The sequence below is a fragment of the Mucilaginibacter sp. PPCGB 2223 genome, from assembly GCF_001705515.1.
Lineage (GTDB): Bacteria > Bacteroidota > Bacteroidia > Sphingobacteriales > Sphingobacteriaceae > Mucilaginibacter.
Genome location: NZ_MDJS01000001.1, coordinates 1,785,680 through 1,806,419 on the forward strand (window position 1 = coordinate 1,785,680; position 20,740 = coordinate 1,806,419).

18 protein-coding genes are annotated in these 20,740 nt (G+C 45.1%); 8 read left to right on the top strand and 10 right to left on the bottom strand.

Features of this window, described 5'->3' with window-relative positions; all coding sequences use genetic code 11:
- Positions 1-46: 46 nt before the first annotated feature.
- The 3 genes from BEL04_RS07710 to BEL04_RS07720 form a co-directional block, all read right to left on the bottom strand.
- The gene (locus tag BEL04_RS07710) at positions 47-748 is read right to left on the bottom strand and encodes an outer membrane beta-barrel protein (RefSeq protein ID WP_175404017.1); all 702 of its coding nucleotides are present in this window, start codon (positions 746-748) and stop codon (positions 47-49) included.
- A 35-nt stretch (positions 749-783) separates the two neighbouring features.
- Complete coding sequence (ubiE, locus tag BEL04_RS07715) at positions 784-1,515, bottom strand: bifunctional demethylmenaquinone methyltransferase/2-methoxy-6-polyprenyl-1,4-benzoquinol methylase UbiE (RefSeq protein WP_066001975.1); 732 nt, start codon at positions 1,513-1,515, stop codon at positions 784-786.
- An 88-nt stretch (positions 1,516-1,603) separates the two neighbouring features.
- The gene (locus BEL04_RS07720) at positions 1,604-2,095 is read right to left on the bottom strand and encodes a VOC family protein (RefSeq protein ID WP_066001978.1); all 492 of its coding nucleotides are present in this window, start codon (positions 2,093-2,095) and stop codon (positions 1,604-1,606) included.
- A 189-nt stretch (positions 2,096-2,284) separates the two neighbouring features.
- Here BEL04_RS07720 and BEL04_RS07725 point away from each other — a divergent pair, with 189 nt between their 5' ends.
- From BEL04_RS07725 to BEL04_RS07735, 3 genes are all read left to right on the top strand, one after another.
- The gene (locus tag BEL04_RS07725) at positions 2,285-5,050 is read left to right on the top strand and encodes an outer membrane beta-barrel protein (protein WP_066001980.1); all 2,766 of its coding nucleotides are present in this window, start codon (positions 2,285-2,287) and stop codon (positions 5,048-5,050) included.
- 104 nt (positions 5,051-5,154) lie between these two features.
- Positions 5,155-5,790, top strand: a complete 636-nt coding sequence (gene yihA / locus BEL04_RS07730; protein WP_066001983.1) for a ribosome biogenesis GTP-binding protein YihA/YsxC — start codon at positions 5,155-5,157, stop codon at positions 5,788-5,790.
- A 48-nt stretch (positions 5,791-5,838) separates the two neighbouring features.
- Positions 5,839-6,693, top strand: coding sequence for a UbiA-like polyprenyltransferase (locus BEL04_RS07735; protein ID WP_066001985.1), 855 nt, complete (start codon positions 5,839-5,841; stop codon positions 6,691-6,693).
- On the opposite strand, the gene BEL04_RS07740 is transcribed toward BEL04_RS07735, so the two are convergent.
- Positions 6,694-7,698, bottom strand: a complete 1,005-nt coding sequence (locus BEL04_RS07740; RefSeq protein WP_066001987.1) for a serine hydrolase — start codon at positions 7,696-7,698, stop codon at positions 6,694-6,696.
- Positions 7,699-7,798: 100 nt separating this feature from the next.
- Here BEL04_RS07740 and BEL04_RS07745 point away from each other — a divergent pair, with 100 nt between their 5' ends.
- Together BEL04_RS07745 and BEL04_RS07750 are read left to right on the top strand one after the other, a co-directional pair.
- Positions 7,799-8,563: an alpha/beta hydrolase-fold protein gene (locus BEL04_RS07745; RefSeq protein ID WP_066001990.1), complete on the top strand. Its 765-nt coding sequence runs from the start codon at positions 7,799-7,801 to the stop codon at positions 8,561-8,563.
- Positions 8,564-8,666: 103 nt separating this feature from the next.
- On the top strand, positions 8,667-10,370 hold the full coding sequence (locus tag BEL04_RS07750; protein WP_066001992.1) for a M3 family oligoendopeptidase: 1,704 nt from the start codon (positions 8,667-8,669) through the stop codon (positions 10,368-10,370).
- A 127-nt stretch (positions 10,371-10,497) separates the two neighbouring features.
- Here BEL04_RS07750 and BEL04_RS07755 read toward each other — a convergent pair whose 3' ends face one another.
- A complete protein-coding gene (locus tag BEL04_RS07755) occupies positions 10,498-10,890 on the bottom strand; it encodes a hypothetical protein (protein WP_066001995.1) in 393 nt (130 codons plus the stop codon).
- A gap of 132 nt (positions 10,891-11,022) precedes the next feature.
- Between BEL04_RS07755 and BEL04_RS23830 the strand changes: the two genes are divergently transcribed.
- Positions 11,023-12,372, top strand: a complete 1,350-nt coding sequence (locus BEL04_RS23830; RefSeq protein WP_175404018.1) for a serine aminopeptidase domain-containing protein — start codon at positions 11,023-11,025, stop codon at positions 12,370-12,372.
- Here BEL04_RS23830 and BEL04_RS07765 read toward each other — a convergent pair whose 3' ends face one another.
- Complete coding sequence (locus tag BEL04_RS07765) at positions 12,373-12,864, bottom strand: DinB family protein (RefSeq protein WP_066001996.1); 492 nt, start codon at positions 12,862-12,864, stop codon at positions 12,373-12,375.
- 169 nt (positions 12,865-13,033) lie between these two features.
- On the opposite strand from BEL04_RS07765, the gene BEL04_RS07770 reads away from it, so the two are divergent.
- Positions 13,034-15,892, top strand: a complete 2,859-nt coding sequence (locus BEL04_RS07770) for a hypothetical protein (protein ID WP_139112950.1) — start codon at positions 13,034-13,036, stop codon at positions 15,890-15,892.
- 11 nt (positions 15,893-15,903) lie between these two features.
- Here the strand turns inward: BEL04_RS07770 and BEL04_RS07775 are convergent, their stop codons facing one another.
- From BEL04_RS07775 to BEL04_RS07790, 4 genes are all read right to left on the bottom strand, one after another.
- Complete coding sequence (locus BEL04_RS07775; protein ID WP_066002002.1) at positions 15,904-16,899, bottom strand: MlaD family protein; 996 nt, start codon at positions 16,897-16,899, stop codon at positions 15,904-15,906.
- 3 nt (positions 16,900-16,902) lie between these two features.
- Positions 16,903-17,679, bottom strand: coding sequence for an ABC transporter ATP-binding protein (locus tag BEL04_RS07780; RefSeq protein WP_066002003.1), 777 nt, complete (start codon positions 17,677-17,679; stop codon positions 16,903-16,905).
- A gap of 6 nt (positions 17,680-17,685) precedes the next feature.
- Positions 17,686-18,498: an ABC transporter permease gene (locus BEL04_RS07785; RefSeq protein ID WP_066002006.1), complete on the bottom strand. Its 813-nt coding sequence runs from the start codon at positions 18,496-18,498 to the stop codon at positions 17,686-17,688.
- A gap of 72 nt (positions 18,499-18,570) precedes the next feature.
- Positions 18,571-19,080: a GNAT family N-acetyltransferase gene (locus BEL04_RS07790; protein WP_066002007.1), complete on the bottom strand. Its 510-nt coding sequence runs from the start codon at positions 19,078-19,080 to the stop codon at positions 18,571-18,573.
- 264 nt (positions 19,081-19,344) lie between these two features.
- Here BEL04_RS07790 and BEL04_RS07795 point away from each other — a divergent pair, with 264 nt between their 5' ends.
- The gene (locus tag BEL04_RS07795) at positions 19,345-20,730 is read left to right on the top strand and encodes an MFS transporter (RefSeq protein WP_066002009.1); all 1,386 of its coding nucleotides are present in this window, start codon (positions 19,345-19,347) and stop codon (positions 20,728-20,730) included.
- Positions 20,731-20,740: the final 10 nt, after the last annotated feature.

A 20,740-nucleotide genomic window follows, 5' to 3' on the forward strand; every position in this document is an offset into this window, starting at 1 on the left:
GTAATTAATACGCTGCGAAGTTAAGTTTTTTGCCCAACTGATTTGTCTACTCAAAGTAGATTGTGAATACCAGGCTGTGTAAAAGCAGTTTTTGCAGCGGCTGCGAATATGGGTCGGTACCTGGCATCAAAACGTTACCAAACGAGTTGGCTATTTTGAGTTCGGGCGAAAATTTAAAATACTCGAAATAAATATCACAGCCAATACCGGCTTCGTACGATGCATAGCCGCGTTTGTTGATTACCTGTTTTTCCAGGGGCGACAGGTTAGGGTCATCGTTCGTTTTGTCGGCGCTCAGGCCATAGGAATATTTTACCCCACCCAACAGGTACGCCCTGAAATCGCCTATTCTATCCGATTTAATTTTGAGCAGCAACGGTATCTCAACCTGGCTGGCGTGGACGCTCTTGTCTACATCCTGCGCCGGGTTGGCATATTTATAGGTAATGGTACGGTCGGCAAAAGATAACAGCGGTGTGCTGCGTACCTCCAGGTGCTCGGTGATGCGGTAACGTACAATAAAACCAACGGCAAAACCAGGCGAGCCGGCAGAAGTAATGCTATTGAGCGAATCGGTAAGATACTTACCGGTTTCGCTGTAAAAGTAAGGTTTACGCCAGTCGGGCTGTTTGTAGATTTTATAATTGCTGTTGATGTAATCGAAATGAAAACCAAAGCTGATATCGTTCTGGTCGGCGCCACCGCCCCATGCAGGCGGGTGTTGTGCAAACAGTTTTGCGCCACACAAAAACAGTATTATAAAAAGTAGATAAAGCCTTTTAATCATTTAACGCCCGTGTATATCGAACAAATACCAAACGCCAACGGCCTGTGTTTGGTATTGCTGAAGCCCACTTTGTCCATCAGCGAGGTAAATTTTTCACCGTCGGGAAAAGCGGCTACCGATTCGGGAAGATAAGAATAAGCCCGCGAATCCTTCGAAAACAGTTTACCGATACCCGGTGTGATATAATTAAAGTAGAAGTTATACAGCTGTTTCACCGGGAAAACCCTCGGTTTCGAAAACTCTAAAACTACAGCCTTACCGCCCGGTTTTAACACCCGGTAAATATCGGCAAGGCCTTTTTCAAGGTTTTCAAAATTACGTACACCATAAGCCACAGTCACCGCATCGAAAGTATTTGCATCGAACAACAACTTTTCCGAATCGCCCATGCGCACCTCGAACCTATCGCCCAGCGCGCGTTTGGCTATCTTTTGTTCGGCAATATCCAACATCCCGCGCGAAATATCTACACCGATAATTTTATCGGGCTGCAGAATTTTCAATGCTTCAAAAGCAAAATCGCCGGTACCGGTTGCCACATCCAACAACAGTTTGGGTTTGTTAGCCTTCAACTCATTGATCGCTATCTTTCGCCAGATGATATCGATCCCCAGCGACATAAAGTGGTTCAGGAAATCGTAGGTTTTGGATATATTGTTGAACATATCGGCCACCTGCTCTTTTTTGGTAGCCTGCTCGTTTTGGTAGGGTGTAACTGTTTTGCTCATGAGACGAGGCAAAGGTACGTGTTTTAGTCCAGAGTCGCGAGTTCTGAGTCCAGAGTCGGAAAGGTTAAGCAATTTTCCGACCCAAGACTCAGGACTCAAGGCTGCCCAACAACCCCTCCACATCCAAATGACGGGTAAACATAGTCAGGCTGCCATCGGGATTTTTTGGCCAAAGCTCCTGTGGCCTGTCCCAGTACAATTCCACACCATTACCATCGGGATCATCCAAATAAATAGCTTCTGATACGCCATGATCCGACATGCCTGTGAGCGGATAGCGCAATTCGATCAGCCGCCGTAATATTTTAGCCAGTTCTCTCCTTTCGGGGTACAAAATGGCCGTATGATATAACCCCGGGTAACTTACTGGCGCCGGACCGGAGCCTTTACTGTGCCAGGTATTCAGCCCGATATGGTGGTGATAACCGCCTGCCGAAATAAATGCAGCCTCGGCACCGTATTTCATCACCAAATCGAAACCCAGCACCCCACAATAAAAATCGAGCGAACGCTGTAGGTCGCTCACCTTTAAATGTACGTGCCCTATACGGGTAGCGGCGGGTATTTTATATTCTTCCATTTAATTACATGTTTAAACATACAAATTTAATATACTTACGCCAAAAGCATGTTACCTGATTGTAATATTCTCGTTCGCGGAGTGTTAAAAGTAGTTAAATAAAATTTCCGGATATTTTTTTTGATTATTTTTCTGAAAGCTATATATTTTCAAACTAAATATTTAGTTTTACAGCCCGACACCTTATCTATGCGCTATTTCTTAACTGCTGTTGTTTTATTGTTGACGGTTACCTGTACACTTGGCCAAAACCGCGCGACCATTAAGGGCAAGGTCACCGATTCGCTGACCAGCGAACCCATGGAGTTTGCTACCGTTGCAGCCTTAAACTTACGCGATACCACAAATTCGCTGATCGCCTATACCGTGACGGATAAGAAAGGCGAATTTGCCTTGCATAACATGCCCGCCGGCGTCCCCATCAAGGTTTTGATAACGTTTGTGGCTTATCGCCCCTACCGTAAATTTTTAACATTGACAAAAGCGCAGGAAATTAGCCTTGCTGTGATACGTATGGCTCAAAACCAACTGGCGCAGGTTGATATCGTCGGCGAGCGGCCACCTATAGTCATACGTAAAGACACCATCGAATTTAATGCCGAAGCATTTAAAACCCGACCAAATGCCCTGGTTGAAGATTTGTTGAAGAAACTCCCGGGCGTTGAGGTTGATCATGAGGGCCACATTACCGTTAACGCAAAACCTATTAGCAAAATAACGGTCGATGGGCACGATTTTTTTACCAGCGACCCGCGCATCGCCTCTAAAAACCTGGATGCCGACCTGATAGATAAGGTACAAATATACGACGACCGCGAAAACGACCCTGATCACCTCGTCCCGGCAAGCGAGGTTAAAAAAATCATTAACCTTAAGTTTAAAAAGCCTTTCCGCAAGGCCATATTCGGCAAAGTGTATGGCGGTACAGGTACCGAGCAGCGCTACAATACAGGCGGGCTCGTCAACATGTTCAGGGACACTTTGCAGGTAAGCCTGATCGGCCAATCGAATAACCTGAATAACACCGGTTTCTCTTATAACGACCTTTACCAATTGGGCGGTGTTAACCGCGGCGGTGGTGGCGGATTTGGTAACCCCAGCTTTGGCTTTGCACCGGTTAACGGCATACAAAAAACCACCTCAGCCGGTGTTAACATCAATACCGATTATGGTAAAAAGCTAAAGATAAACCTATCCTACTATTACACGCACAACATTAATAACTTTAGCAGCCTCACCAATAAGCAGCAGTTTCTGCACGATACCGACCTGATAAATAACAGCGCTACTACACGCACCAGTACCAGCGACAGGCATAATCTGAGTGCGAACCTGCGCTGGAAACCAAATGATGCTACGGAGTTTACGTATGTGCCGGGGTTTAGCTACAGCACCAATAACACACTGAGTAATATTACCGGCAACAGTTTTAGCAATTACGTGCCGCAGCTTAACCAAACTTTTACCAACGATAACAACAATAACCACAACCTGCAGTTTAACCAGGCAATATCCTATAACCGGCAGCTAAAAAAATCTGGCGAATCGGTAAGTATCAGCAGTGAGCTCCGCGCCGAGCCGAACGGCGGCATATCATACAACGATAACGGGTTAACTTCTTACGTATCAACTTTCCCGTCGTACCTGCTAAGCCGGCGTGGCAATACCGATAACCGTGCAATCGGCTCGGGCCTTACTGTGGGATACCGTTACCCGGTGAGCAAAAAGGTAACGCTTAATATTTCGGAAGCGGAGAGTTACAACCACCAGGTAAACAATACCGCTACTTTTGACCGCGACCCGGTTACCGGCGATTATGATACTTTTTTACAGATATTAAGCGGCGATCTTACCCGCAACCTGTGGACCAATAATACCAATTTAGGTGCAACCTGTAACATCACCCAAAGCTTGTCGCTACAGGGCGGTATCAACGCACAGTATATGGCCGTGAACAACCAGTTCGATCGTGGTTTTGCCGATATCAACAAAAATTACTTTGCCTTGCTTCCTAATATACAACTGCATTATAAAGAAACCACGCTTGGTTATTCCAGGAGCTTTAACCTTCCCAATATCGGCGATTTGGTGCCGTATTCGGTCGTGTTCAGTCCTCTGTATTCGGTTACCGGCAATCCAAACTTACACCCCACCCGCACGGATAATTTTGATTTAAACTATTTCGGTTATAACAACCAGCGGCAAATGAGTTTGAGCATAGGCGGGCATTTATCGGTTGATCACGACGGGGTTTTCAGACAACGTACGCTCGATGCCCTTGGCGTTGAAACCAGTACGCCCATCAATACCAATGGCCGGTACAGTGTTTCGGCACACGCCTATTTCAATAAGCGTTTTAAAAAGCAGCACGGCATTACGTTCAACACCGGCGGTAATCTAACGTTGTTTCAAAGCCATAATTTTTTCGATCTGAATCATGTTGATGGTTTCCAAAACACCTATTCGGTAAACTATAGTCATAATTTTGGCATCAGTTGGAACAATATTGTTGAGATAAGCCCCCAATATTCGCTGCGTTTTTCGCGCTCGAGCTACAGCGGGGTGTCGCTTAACCCGGTAAACAATGCCACCCACACAGCAGATACCCACTTCAACGTATATTGGCCACAACATATCAATTGGGAGGGCAATTACACTTATAATTACAACCCGCAGGTTACCCCGGGTTTTCAAAAAAGCTCCAATTTGTTAAGTATCAGCGTAGCGCGTTCGTTCCTGAAAAAGGATCATGGCGAGATCAAACTATCATGCTATGATATTTTAAACCAGGCCGTTGGTACAAACCGCGTTATATTTGAGAATAACATAACCGATACGCAATCGCAGATCATCAGAAGATATTTCTTGCTGACGTTTCAATACAGGTTTATGAAATCGACGTCGAAAGCCGATGAGAAGCCTCAACGGTCAATTAATATCGGGCGTATCTTTTAAAGTGCTGAGCCGGAAGTCAGGGGTCCTGAACCGAAAACCGCCTAAGCTTTTTGACTCAAGGCTCCGTACTCCAGACTCCGGACTAAATTATCTACCTTTGCATGATGAATATTAAAACTGCCGAGTTTATTTGCAGTAACACGCAGGTATCAAAATTGCCGCCGGCATTAAAGCCCGAGTACGCTTTTATCGGCCGGTCGAACGTGGGTAAATCGTCTTTGATCAATATGCTTACGGGCAAAAAAGGTTTGGCCAAAACCTCGCAAACCCCGGGCAAAACACAATTGATCAACCATTTCCTGATCAACGACACCTGGTACCTGGTGGATCTGCCCGGTTACGGCTATGCCCGTATCTCCAAAAGCAAAAAGGAAGATTGGAACAAATTCATCCGTACCTACCTGGATAAACGCGAAAGCCTGCAGTGTGTAATGGTACTGATCGACAGCCGCCTGGAGCCTCAAAAAATCGACCTGGAGTTCTGCAACTGGTTGGGCGAAAAAGGCTTGGCATTTGCGCTCATCTTCACCAAGGCCGATAAACAATCACGTGTAAAAACGGATCAAAGCGTAGCCAAATTCAAAAAAGCATTGTCGGCCACATTCTCGGCTATGCCGCCGGTATTCGTCACTTCGTCCGAATTGCAGCAAGGCCGCGATGAAGTGCTCAGTTTTATCGGCGAGGTAAACCAGGGGTTTGATTATAGCGCGGCAAAAGCTATGTTTGAACCAAAAATTTAGAAAAACCATCGCAATACGCATATCGCAATACTCAATACGTATTCAACCATGAAAAAATATCTATCCTTAGTCACTTTTGCGCACACCATATTTGCCATGCCGTTTGCTTTTATCGGTTTTTTCCTGGCGGTAACAACTACCACCTATCGCTTCGATTGGGTAAAGCTGGTGCTGATGGTATTGTGCATGGTATTTGCCCGTAATTCGGCCATGGCCTTTAACCGTTATCTCGACCGGGATATCGACGCCAAAAACCCGCGTACCAAAGTGCGCGACATACCCGCAGGCCGGATATCGGCACAAAATGCCTTGATATTTACGTTAACAAATTGCGGGTTATTTATCGCCACCTCATTTTTCATCAATCCTATCTGTTTTTATTTATCGCCAGTGGCTTTACTGGTGGTTTTAGGCTACAGTGCTACTAAGCGTTTTACTGCGCTTTGCCATTTGGTTTTGGGCCTGGGTTTATCACTCGCTCCTATCGGCGCCTACCTGGTAGTAACCGGGCATTTTGCACTGTTGCCTATATTCTTTTCGCTCTCAGTATTATGTTGGGTAAGCGGCTTCGATATCATTTACGCCTTACAGGATGAGGATTTCGACCGTAACGAAAACCTGCACTCCATCCCTGCCTGGTTGGGCAAGGTAAATGCCTTGCGTTTATCTACTTTTTTGCACGTGCTGTCTGCTATATTCATCACTTTGCCTATCCTTTACACTGCTGTAGGATGGCCCTACTACTTAGGTATCGCTTTCTTTTGCAGCATGCTCATCTACCAGCACCTGCTGGTCAAACCAAACGACCTCAGCCGTGTGAACTTCGCTTTTATGACCACTAACGGCATTGCCAGCGTTATTTTTGCTGTGTTTTTTATGATTGACCGGTTGTGGGTGAGGTAACTATTTTAACTTCCTGATGTAATCGTATAGCACCGGGAATATCTTATCGGTAAACCTGGCCGATTCCATGATCGCGCTTTCATCGGCTATGCTGGCATTAACGGCGATGACAGCGCGATATTTCGGAATGGCAATTAAAAACTGCCCGCCCCAGCCCAATGCATATATCGCGCTCGTTCCGTTATAGGTAAAATGATACCAGCACAGCGCATATTTCGAATCTTTAAAACCCCATTGCGTATCGAAGGTATTATCCGGACGGAGCAATGCTTTTATCCAGCTTGCGGGCACCAGGCGCTTATTGCCATAAAAACCATTATTAATCAGCAAACCGCCTATCTTAACCATATCCTGCGTATGCATACGCAGGCTCAGCAAACCGCTTCCATCGTAAAAACCATCGTTCATTTTAATCCAGTTTACGTCGGTTATCCCCATCGGGTCGAACAGGTTTTTCCTGGCAAAATCAAACGTGGTCATCCCGGTAGCTTTGGTTAATATAACCGAAAGCAGATGGCTCGCCGCATTATTGTAATAAAAGGTTGAGCCGGGCTCGCTTACCATGTTTTGTTTTAACACATATTCTGACTGATTTTTTTTCCCGAGATAGTCTTTCAGATTGTTCAGGTCTTCATGGTAAAGCCCCGAAGCCTGGTTCATGATCTGACGGATGGTGATGTTTTGCTTCCGCTGATCTTTATCCTTAGCCAACTGAGGAAAATACCTGCTTATCGGCTCATCCAGCGAAGTAATACAATGTTTGTCGATAGCGATGCCGATAAGGATGGAAAGCACGCTTTTGGTAAGCGACTGGTCGTTCATCATTGTTGCATCGCTTTTCCCATTAAAAAAATGCTGGTAAACAATATTGTTATTTTTTGAGATAACAACGGCGTAGATATTTTTGTCGTTTTTCAGGTAAAACGAGGTGTCGGGTTTAATTTGGGCAAAATCGGGTTTACTAAATGCCAACAGCAAACCGAGGATAAGCAAATATTTTTTCATAACGATAAATGATGTTATTTAACAAGGCGCAGTAGCTTTTGTTTACCTGCGGTTTCTAAAGTTGAAACCTATTTGTAATTTTATTCATAAACCTGCAAAAATGAAGTTTCATGTACTCGTACTGCTGCTATTGACGGGCACTTTTAAAACAGCAGCCTCATCTCAGCCCGAACTTAAGAAAGCCAGCGGCCACCCGATGCAATATTATATTTCGCTGCCTGAAGGGTGGAACCCTACCCGAAAATGGCCTATTGTAGTAGTTATTGAAGCGGCTGAAAAGGAGTTTAAAGTGAACGCGCAGCGCTTCGCAGAGGCCAACAAAAGAATGAATTTCATCGTTGTGGCGCCCATTATCGTATCCAACGGAAACCAGGGGCACCGCGACTCTAAAATTTACCCTTACTCAAACACCGTTTGGGATGATATTGATAAGCGCGGTGTTTGCACCTTTGATGAAGAAGGGCTTACCCAGGTTATTAAAGATGTACAAAAGGAGTATAACGCCGAGAGCAAGTACTTTATAACCGGTTTTGAGGCAGGCGCGCACCTGGTTTGGGCCATGACCTTTTTGCATCCGGAGCAACTAAAAGCGGCGGCACCAATTGCAGGTAATTATCGCGGGCGCTGCATGGAAACAGATCAGTTTTCAGTTCACCCATCGCGCGTTAATTTACCGGTTATGGGTTTTACCGGGCAAAACGATGGCAACTTCGGGCCAGGTGGGATGATCCACGATCAATGGAACACAGCTAAAAAACTGGCTATCGATCATGGTTATAAAAACATCAGCGAAACCATTGTCCCCGGCAAGGGCCATGTACCTATGCCCGATGAAGTGCTTAAATATTTTGCATCAATAAAGTAACCAGGCACACGTCTGCGCATTTCTGTATCCCCGGTAATTTATTTTATTCTGTCTTTGATAATCATCCGCACATTCGCACATTTGCATATCTGCATATTTAATTATGATCCACAAAAAAGAACGTAAATATATCCCCGCCAACCTCGATATTACCTGGGAGGCCCTCGAACCTTTTTATACCGAACTGATCGAACGTGAAATAAGTTCTGTTGCCGGGCTGGAAAAATGGCTGCAGGACCGCAGCGAACTGGAGGCCGCTTTGGAAGAGGATTTTGCCTGGCGCTACATTCGCATGACCTGCGACACCGCCAGTGAAGATCTGTTGCAAAAATTCCAGTATTTCGCAACGGAGATCGAACCTAAAATTGCACCATATAATAATAAACTGAACGAAAAGTTTGTAGCCAGCGAATATGCCACCAAGCTCGACGGTGAAAAGTTTTTCATTTACTTGCGTGGCGTTAAAAATGCCCTGGAGCTTTTCCGTGAGGAGAATATCCCGATCCAAACCGAGATTCAGGTTGAGCAGCAAAAATACCAGTCGATAACCGGCTCGATGTCGGTACATATCGATGATAAAGAGTTTACCTTGGAGCAGGCTTCGGTATTTTTAAAAAACCTCGATCGTGCCAAACGCCAGGAAGCCTGGGAAAAGATAACTGCCCGCCGCTTACAGGATAAAGATAACCTGAACGAATTATTTAACCACTTACGCGGCTTGCGCCACAAGCTGGCCCTGAATGCCGGTTTCGAAAACTTTCGCGATTATATGTTCAAGGCGCTTGGGCGTTTTGACTATACCCCGCAGGATTGCTACAGTTTTCACGAAGCGATAGAAAAAGAGATCGTACCGATTTTACACGAGCAGGCCGAAAAACGTAAAGCAGCCCTCGGCCTCGATGCTTTAAAACCCTGGGATACCGAAGTGGATACATCGGGCAAACCGGCTTTAAAACCATTTAACAATGGTACCGAACTGATCGAAAAATCTATCCAGTGTTTTAGTAATATCAGCCGCTATTTGGGTGAACGCCTGGAGATCATGAAAGATAACGGCCTGTTTGATGTGGAGAGCCGCAAAGGTAAAGCGCCGGGGGGGTACAACTATCCTTTATCCGAAACCGGTGCTCCTTTTATTTTCATGAACTCGGCGGGTATCTTTCGCGACCTGACCACTATGGTGCACGAAGGCGGCCATGCCATCCACACTTTTTTAACGGCCGACCTGGAACTGAACGATTTTAAGCACTGCCCGTCGGAAGTTGCCGAACTGGCCTCTATGTCGATGGAACTGATATCGATGGATAACTGGGACGTTTATTTTAAGGATGAGGAAGAACTGAAACGCGCCAAAAAAGATCAGTTGTTCGATGTACTGAAAACCTTGCCCTGGGTAGCGGTTATCGATCAGTTTCAGCACTGGATCTACACCAACCCCGATCATACCAACGAGCAGCGCTACGAAGCCTGGGAACAGATATACAACCGTTTTGGTGCGGGCATGGTTGATTGGAGCGGATTGGAAGAAGCCAAACAAAACCTATGGCAAAAGCAATTACACATATTCGAGGTGCCGTTTTATTACATCGAATATGGCATGGCTCAGCTTGGCGCGATTGCCGTTTGGAAAAACTACAAGGAAAACCCTGAAAAAGGTTTACAGCAATATCTTGATGCTCTGAAACTGGGTTATACCAAAACCATCAACGAAATTTACGAAACCGCCGGTATCAAATTCGATTTCAGCGCGGCTTATGTAAAAGAGTTAGCAGCTTTTGTTAAAGGTGAGATGGAGAAGATCGGGTAAAAAACTAAAGCGTCATTGCAAGCGGTAGCGAAGCAATCTCTACTTAGGATGATCGATGCATTCAATCGGACCTGTATAGCATAGCGATTGCTTCGTCCCTTTAATGCCGCTTTATTAATTTAATGCTTTACTGCACCGGTGGTGGCGTACTTGCTGATGGCGGTGTAGTTTCGCCTTTTCTACCTCTTTCTTTAGCGCTTTCTTTTATAGCCGCATACAGTTTCCGCTGATCGGGTGTAAGTATAGCGTCGATCTTCGCATCGGCATCAGCCATTACCTTTGCTTTTTCGCCTTTGGTACCCTTCTGGCCTTTTAAAGCGTCTTCTTTCGTGGCCCTATCGAGCAAAACGGCGTTAATCTGTTTACTCTGATCGGCCGTAAGGCTGAGTCTTTTCTCCATCATCTTTCCCATGCGTGCAGCACGTTCTTGGGGTGTGCGCTTTACTTTAGCGGTGTCCTGCGCGCCGGCGCAAACCGCAAATGCGGCTATTAATAGCAAAATCAAAACGATCTTCTTCATAATTTTTGGTTTTTATTGTTTGAGTTAAAAAAAACGCCGGGGTTTAATCGTAAATTGATTATGGTCGTACCTGCTAAAAACCGTAACATTTATTACTTTCGCAAAGGCTTTGATAAAAGCCACGAGGATCGCATGAAAAAAGTACTTGTTTTTATTACGATGGCATGCCTTACCTGTGCTGCTATGGCACAGGCAGAACAACCGAATTATAAAACTGCCATTGCCAGGTTCAGAAAGTATTATAACGCCAGTCAGCCGGATAGTGCATTCAGCCTGTTCTCAGCCGAAGTTAAAGCCGGTTTACCCCTGGACAAAACCCGTGAGTTGTTCACTCAAATGCACGCACAGATAGGCGATCTGAAACAAACTACTTTCATTAACTATTACAAAACAGCCGGGGTATACAAGGCTGATTACGACAAGGCCACTCTCCTCATTAATTTGTCTCTCAATGGATTAAATCAGGTAGACGGCATTTTTTTTAACGAATACAAACCCGAAAAAGCTGCCGAAAACAAAACGCCGGTAACCGAAAATATCAGAGCAGCCACGGAGGCTGCATCGCAAATCCCGATCGACGATCCATCGCTCACCGAATCGCCGGTAACGGTAAGTACGCTCGCGGGTACATTATCGGGCACCTTAACCATGCCTAAAAGTGTATCCGGCAAAATACCTGTCGTACTGATCATTCCCGGCTCCGGGCCTACTGACAGGGATGGCAACTCAGCGCTCGGGCCTCATCCAAATACTTATAAAATGATAGCTGCTGCGCTGGGCAAGGCGGGTATAGCCAGCTTACGCTATGATAAACGTGGCATAGGACAAAGCAAAAGTTCGGTTAAGGAAGCAGATACCCGGTTTACCAATATGGCCGATGATGCCAACGAACTGGCTGCCATGTTAAAGGACGACAACCGGTTTTCGAAGCTTATTGTACTGGGCCACAGTGAAGGCTCGCTGGCTGGTATGCTGATGATCGCTTCAACCCAGGTATCTTTTAACGGGTTTATATCCGCCGCCGGCGCTGCTGACCCTGCCGACGTGATATTAACCGAACAATTGAAAAAAACAGCACCGCCATCGGTACAGGTCGAATTTAAGCGTATTGTTGATAGCCTTCGCAAAGGGAAGACCACCGATAGGGTCGACCCCGCCCTTTACTCTATCATGCGCCCCAGTATCCAGAAGTATATGATGGATTGGATGGTTTTCGATCCGCAAAAGGTAATTAAAAGGGTTAAAATTCCAATCCTCATTGTGCAGGGCACCACCGATATGCAGGTTGACGTATCGCAAGCCGAAAAGCTTAAAAAAGCCAAATCGGAAGCTACGCTGAAAATTATTAACGGTATGAGCCATATCCTGAAAGAAGGGCCTACTGACAGGGAGCAAAACCTCGAAACCTATAATAAACCCGATCTGCCTTTAAAGCCCGAGTTTGTAACAGCCATTGTTAACTTTATAAATGCAGTTAAATAGTTAACTCTTCCAGTCACCCAGCAAGCGGCGTATCATGATGATTTGCCCGGTATGATAGCTGGTATGGTCGGCTATCAGTAATGCCTCGCGCAACAGGTTAATGTCCGGCTCGTTTTGAAAGGGTTCAAACAGGTTAAGCTCGTCATCTTCCAGAAGCTCGATAAACTTTGCTCTGTCAATTTCAATATGTTCCAACGTGTCGTTCCACTCATCGTCATCTTGGGGCTCGTGATGTTTGGGCCAGTATCCTTCGGGCCATTTAGGCGACTGGTGCTCCGGATTGGTGCTGAATTTTAAAATATCCCATTGCGCAATACGAATATGATCCACCAGCATCCAGATACTATAAGGCAAGCCATCGGGCACCACACCGCGCAGTTTTTTTGGCAGATCGTGCAGCGCATCATGTAATGAAGCATGTGCATTACCGCCTTTAATCAGTTTTATAAGCTGGTGCCTGGTTACTTTATCAATATTTTCGTAATCTTCCATTGCTGTTTTGCTTTTTCAAAGTAACCATATCCGCCAGATATGGTTCGTGCCTAAAATCAGAAAAAAAGGACATTAAAGTCATTTTATTGTTACGCAGGCATCAAATATTAAACTAATAAGCTTATTTTTAGTCTACCAGTATAACCTTACATCTACAATAGCTATACGTATGCCTTGTTCATTTAAATTGTTCGGCGTTAAAGCCCTGTTTGTGATACTTGCCCTGGTAATTTTCGGCGAGTTATCCTACGCCCAAAACCAAGTAGTACCATCCGGTTCGGTAAAAAGCATTATCAGTAAAATTGACGACTATAACGCCAAACTACCTGTCGAAAAACTATACCTGCAATTTGACAAGCCTTATTATTCGGTAGGCGATACCATTTGGTTTAAAGGCTATATCTTGAGCTCTACCCTATCTTATTCGCCCTTGAGTACCCGCGTGTATGTGGATATGGTGAATGATAGCAACAGGGTTGTAAAACGTTATATTTTCGCGTCGGCTATTGGGCTTACCTGGGGCAATATTTCGCTGGATGACAAGATCTATCACGAGGGCGGTTATACCATCCGGGCTTACACCCAGTGGATGCGGAATTTTGGTGAGGAAAGCTTTTTTTACAAGAGTTTTTACCTGGCCAATGCCGATAACAGCCCATGGATCATCAGTACAAATGCTAAAACCGATGAGGGCTCGCCAAATAACGTAACCGTAAGTGCAAAATTCATCGGCAATAATAACAGGGCGGTTGATGGCCACACTTTTGATGTAAAGCTGATGAACAGCAAAAAGGTATTGTTCCGTAACAACCTGCAAACCGGCGATGATGGTATTTTTGAGACTAACTTTGTGTTGCCCGCCACACCGGTAAAAAACCTTACGCTTGTAGCCGCCGATAAACAAAATAATAAAAAACTGGCCATGATACCTGTAAACGTGGACCGGGCGCAAGACATTGACCTGCAATTTATGCCCGAAGGCGGCCAATTAGTGGCCCCGCTGCCAGGCATTGTTGGCTTTAAGGCCATTGGCCAGGACGGGCGCGGCGTTGAAGTAAAAGGCGAGGTGTTTAATAAAGCCGGCGAAGCAGTGGCCACCTTTCAGTCGCTGCACAAAGGCATGGGCGAGTTTAACCTCGTACCGCAGCCGGGCGAAGTTTATACCGCCAAAATAACCTTAACCAATGGTGATACCAAAACTGTAAATCTTCCTGCCGTAAGGCAATCAGGTATTGGGTTACGTGTCCGCAACCTTCCTAACCATGACACGGTTGATGTTTCTTTTTTCGCTACCGAAGATATGGTAGCACCGGGTAAAATGTATCACTTCATTGCCGAATCGAGGGGTGTGGTATGTTATGCAGCCTCGTTCGATTTTAAAAGCAATTCAGTTAATGCTCATATCCCGAAAGCTAATTTCCCGTCGGGGATCGCCCATTTAACTTTGTTTAACCAGGCCGGCCAGCCTTTGAGCGAAAGATTGATATTCATTACCCGTAACGATAATTTAAACATCAGTATCAGCAGCGGTAAAACTTTCAGTCCGCGCGATAGCATACCGATGCATATTAAAGTAACCGATGCCGATGGTAAGCCGGTAGTGGGTAGTTTTTCGATTGCCGTAACCGACAATGCACAGGTTAAGAAAGACATTAGCAATAACACCAATATATTAACCGGCATGCTGCTATCAGCCGACTTGAAAGGTTATATTGAAGACCCGGCTTACTATTTTGCTAAAAATGCCGAAAGTTTCAAGGCATTGGATGTATTATTACTTACCCAGGGCTGGATAGGCTACAACTGGGCAAATATTATAGCAGGTAACGCCAAACCTGCATTTGAGCCCGAAAGGCACTCAGAGATAAGGGGCCGTGTTACCAATATCCTCAACAAGCCTTTTGCCAATACATCTGTACTGATGCTGGGCACCGGTAAATATAAAATGCTGCATGATACCACCACCAACGCCGACGGGGTATTTGTCTTTAATTTACCCTTAATTGCAGATAGCACTAAATTCGTGCTTAGCGCCCGCACCAAACGCGGCCGCACCATACAGGGTGGCATTACTGTAAACGAGCCAAGCCTGGCACCGTTAACAACGGTTTACAGCCAACCGGTTAAACCCTGGTATGTGAATACCGATAGTACCCTGCTTAATTATGTTAAAACAAATAATACCTATCGTTACGAGTTGGATAAGATAGAAAATGGTGGTACAGGGCGGCTATTGAACACGGTAAATATTAAAGATCAGGCCACAATAAGGGGCTCGCAAAACCTGAACGGGGCGGGTACTGCCGACCAGACCCTGACAACCGAGGACATGGAGAATGCGGGTAAAGCATCGCTTTACGATGTAATTGCAGGCAAGGTAAAAGGCTTTCATGCGGGCTATCTCCCCAGGTCAACCGATCTTAATTTCTTTATCAAGGATAAAAGGGTACGATTCGTTATCGACGGCATAGATCTGGACAGATTTTATCAACCAACCGAAGCTGCCCCCGGCATCCCAAGGATACCAAACGAACATTATGAGTATATCAAACAAACCCTTGATTACTTAACAGCCGAAGACCTTTTAGGTATAGAGGTGTTATATACCCCTCAGAATGTGGCCAATTATAACAATCAAAATCTAACTACGGATGAGATATTGGCCCTTAACCCGGCAGGCCCGAGAGGTTCGTCGGTAGCTTACCTCGAAATAACCACCCGTTCGGGCAACGGGGCTTTTATGAGAAGAGCGACAGGGGTATATGTTTACAAACCAAGGGCCGTTACCATACCGAAAGAGTTTTACAGTCCAAAATACACGGTGAAGGATATCGGCCGTAACTTTAATGATTTACGTTCGACTATCTATTGGAACCAAAACATCGTAACTAATAAAAACGGGGAAGCAAAAATTAAGTTTTATGCCGCCGATAAGCCTACCACCTACACCATAGTATTAGAAGGCGCGGATATGAACGGAAAGATTGGTGTACAGACCGACAAGGTAACTGTAGTTAAAGGCAGATAATACCTTAATTATTATTGCTTTGCAGCAGCTTCCTGAGCCTTTTTCTGTGCTTTGGCGCGATCTTTAAAAAAACCTTTAAGCAGGAAATTGTGTTGGGCCGCTTCCAGGTCGTCGTTGAGCTTAACGACACTTTGATTTAAATAATCCAATGTGCTTTTCACCTGTGCGGCCTGTTTAGGGTCGTTTAATAAAACGCCTATAACGTTGTCGGTTGTATTGAGTTTATTGCTTGCGCGGTTGAGGTTTTCGGTCAACTCACTGGCGCTATTAGCGGTTTGCTTTAATTTGGCTACCGATGCTTTCAACTGTGCAAATACAGAAGTATCGGTGAGCATTTTATCGGCTAAACCGCCTTTTGTATTCAGTTTATCGCCAAAACGGTTCAATTCGTTTGCCATGCGCATGGTGCTCGCCGTTGTATTGTCAAGGTTGGTCACGATGCTTTTAAACTTCAACGCCATTAACGAATCTGTCATCAATGCGCCAACCAAACCCTTGCCCCGGGCAATATTGCTGCTTATCTTTTTAAAATCGGCAGTAATGGCCAGCAGGTTCTGATTATTTTGCTGCAGCGTTTTCATAATATCATCGGTCGACAGCAGCTTCTCGGCTTGTAAAACGGCGCCATCTTCAACCATGGGCGCCTGCGGACTGCCACCGTCGATCACGATAATCTTGTTACCGATCAATCCATCCGAGCTTAGCTTTACTGTAGCGTTGCGATGAATGTACGATTGTACTTTTTCATCGATATTCATTTGCACTTCCACCTGCGAACTATTGGTGAATTTGATAGAGCTGATGGTACCTACATTAACTCCGGAGAACCATACAGCGTTACCTTTTTTCAGACCGGCGACATCATCAAAAACGGCACTTACGTGAATATTATTGGCAAATGTTTTTTTTTGCCCCCCGAGTGTAAAAATACCCAGTACAAAAACGAGCAGACCGAGGATGATAAATATCCCTACTGTAACTGCGCGCCTGGTTTCATCTCTTTCCATATCTTATCTGATAAAATTATAATCGAAAAATGGTTTTACTCTGTTGTCGGTCGTATCAAAAACTTCGTCAAAACTGCCCTGCCGCTCAAACTTGCCATCGAGCAGTATGGCCATACGGTCGCCCGTTTCTTTGGCACAGGTTAAATCGTGAGTGATGATGATAGACGATGTTTTATATCGCTGCTGCACCTCGTTGATGAGCTTATTGATCTCGGTACAAGTTATCGGGTCGAGGCCGGCAGTAGGCTCATCGTATAACATCACTTCAGGGTTAAGGATTAAGGTACGTGCAATACCTATACGTTTGCGCTGCCCTCCCGATAACTCGGAAGGCATCTGGTTGATGGCCTGCTCCAATCCTACCGCTTCCAATACGGTTTCAACAGCTTCGTCTATTTCGCGGCGGGTCAGTTTCTTTTTATTGCGCACCAGCGGGAACTCGAGGTTCTTGCGCACGGTCATGCTATCGTACAGGGCACTGTTCTGAAAAGAAAAACCGATACGGGTACGCATATATTGCAATTGTTTTTCATTGGCGTAATTCATCTCTTCGCCAAACAGAACAACCTTACCGGCGTCGGGTTTAATGAGGCCTGATATGATCTTGATCAAAACAGATTTACCGGTACCTGAACGGCCGAGTACCACCAGGTTTTCGCCTTTGTACAGTTCCAGGTCGGCGCCTCGCAATACGGCGTTATCGTCAAACGATTTCTTCAGGGCTTTGATGGTGATCACCGCCTCTTTATAGTCGATACTGGCTTTAGCTTTTTTGATCATACCTGTTTATCTGAACCAACCAAATATCTGAACGATGATAACCTCTTCAATAAACACTAAGAACATAGCAGTAACTACTGCCATGTTAGCTGCTTTACCTACCCCCTCGGTACCTTTGCTTGAGTTATACCCCTGGTAACAGCCTACCATCCCGATAGTGAAACCAAACACGATGGATTTAACCAGCGACGAGGTAAAATCGACAAACGACAGGGGCTCAAACACCTGCTGCATAAAAGTGGTGTAACTGGTACCTTCGTTTTGTGCAACATTAACATAACCTCCCATCAATGCTATAAAACCTGCGTACATAGCCAGTATGGGTATAGTTAAAGTAGTAGCCAGCACACGGGTGGTTACCAGGTATTTAAAAGGCTTGGTACCCGATACTTCCATCGCGTCGATCTGCTCGGTTACACGCATTGAGCCCAATTCGGCGCCGATGCTCGATCCCACCTTACCCGCTGCAATTATCGCCGTAATTAATGGCGCCAGTGCCCTCATAATGGCTATCGAAATCAGCGATGGCAGCCATGAGGTTGCACCGAACTCCGACAGCGATGGCCTGGATTGCTTGGTAAAAATAAGCCCGACAATAAAACCGGTAACCGAAATGATGGTAAGCGACCGTACCCCTACCTCGAAACATTGCCGCACTACCTCTTTAAACTCGTAAGGTGGAAATAACACCTCCTTAAAAAACCGGCCAATGAATTTAAAAACCTTATAGAAATCGATAAAAACGCTGGTTAACCACCGCGTAAGAGCAAAACCAGGTTTACGAATCACTTTTACTTGTGTAAGGTTTTTATCGGCCATTTAATTTTGTTTGAACAGCATGCTTACAGTACAAAAAAACGGGCATGTTGTTTTATTTCGCTATATTGAGGTTTAAATATATTTTTCCATCACCAGTAGCTCCAAAGGCTGCTTTTGTATGCCGAAACGGGTATCTTCAGGAAATGGATTTACCTCGCCCGTTTTTTTGAAACCATGCCTTTCGTACCAGGCAATCAGTTCTTCGCGAATGGTTATTACCGTCATATAAATGCGGTTGCAGTTCTGTTCGCGTGCAAACCATTCAACATGTTTAAGCAGCAGCTTGCCTATCCCCGTATTTTGCCTGTCGGGATCGACGGTCAGCATCCCGAAATAAATATCGCTATCCTTTTTGTTTATATAAACACTACCCTGCAACTCATTATTATTAATGCACTTTAAAATTATGGTATCCTTGTCTTGTATATACCCGGTAAGGGTTTCCGCATCTATCCGTATACCATCCAGCAGATGTGATTCGGTGGTCCAGCCTTTTGCTGCAGCGTCGCCACGGTACGATCTGTTGATCAATTTAACAAGCGCAGGCACATCAGTAACCGTTGCTCTTTTTATCCCTATCATCTTAAAACTAAAAACGCCGCAAAGTTAATCGTTTGATTAACTTTTTTCACAATAGCACACGAAAAGCTTCAGGTTTATCGTAACAAATTACTTTCAGTTAACATGTTGCAATAACAAGATGTAAACATTATGGCATTAATGTGTATAAAAATGTTGTTTTCACTGTGTACTTAACTCCCGCTTTTTTTCGTAATTTGATGTAAAATACCGGTTAAAAATTTAACATAATGTTACCGGGACAATATTAATAACGCATATTGCACCATGCCTGTAGCCAAACTGCCTTTTAATAAACAAGTTGCCTATGCTGCGGGGATGATGGGTTGGGCCATTATGTGGAATATTGTTGTTGTAATGGTGCCTTATTTTTATCTGCCAACGTCAAAATCGGGCCTGGTATCGCTGGTGCCGCAACTAATGGTATTCGGCTTAGTAAACATCATGGCGCTGGTACAAGCTTCAGGGCGGGTGTTCGATATCATTACCGATCCGCTTATTGCCCTGATGAGTGATAAGAGCAATAACCCCAGGGGCCGCCGCCTGCCCTTTATGAAATGGGCAGCATTGCCTACCGTGATTTTTTGCTGCCTTGTTTTTTGCCCGCTCGCCCTTTCGGAAACGGTAAACAACGCTTATTTGCTAACATTTACCCTGATAGGCTATTATGTGATGGCGACGGCCTATGTAATACCCTATTATGCTTTATTGGCCGAACTTACAGAAACAGGCGAAGAGAAAGTCAGACTTTCATCCTACCAACAGGTTGGATATGTGCTGGGGATGGTATTTTCGGCCATGGTGAATAATTTTGCCAACGTGGTGCAAGAAGTATTTCACATCACGAGCCGCAACCACGCTTTGCAGTATACTATCTGGGGACTGTGTATTTTTAGCGGCCTGATCATGCTGATACCAGTGCTGGCCATCGACGAGAAAAAATACTCCGACAGTAAACCATCGCACCTGCCGTTGATAGAAACGCTGACAAAAACCTTCAGAAACCGTAATTTTAAATATTACCTGATCTCCGACTTCTCATTCTACATGGCACTTAGTATTATTACCAGCGGGTTGCTGTATTTCGTAACGGTATTATTAAAGCTGGATCAATCGGAAGGCGGGCCGCTTGTTGGGCTGATGGTAGTAGTTTCGGTGATGTTTTATCCACTGGTAAACATCATTACCGCCAGGTTCGGGAAGAAACCGCTGGTGATTATTTCGTTCGGCTTGTTATCACTTATTTTTGTCACGATATACTTTTTAGGAAAGCTTCCTTTTTCGGCTCATGCGCAAATCTATGCCATGGTCATCTTTGCCGCCTTTCCGTTAGCTTCGCTGGGTATTTTACCCAATGCGATCTTAGCCGAAATTGCCGAGCAGGACGCCAAAAAAACCGGCGAAAACCGTGAGGGTATGTTCTTCGCGGTCAAATATCTTTTCGTTAAACTCGGGCAAACCATCGGCAGCGCTTTGTTTTTGTACCTTACCATTTACGGCAGGGATATAGGCAACGATAAAGGTTTGCGCCTTAACGGTATCTGCGGTTTTGTTTTATGCATACTGGCGATGCTGTTCTTCAGCCGCTTTCGCGAAGCGAAGCCTAAAAAGCAAGCAAAAGTTATTGAGGCGGGAGAGCAAAATATTGTTTAAATTTGCGTAT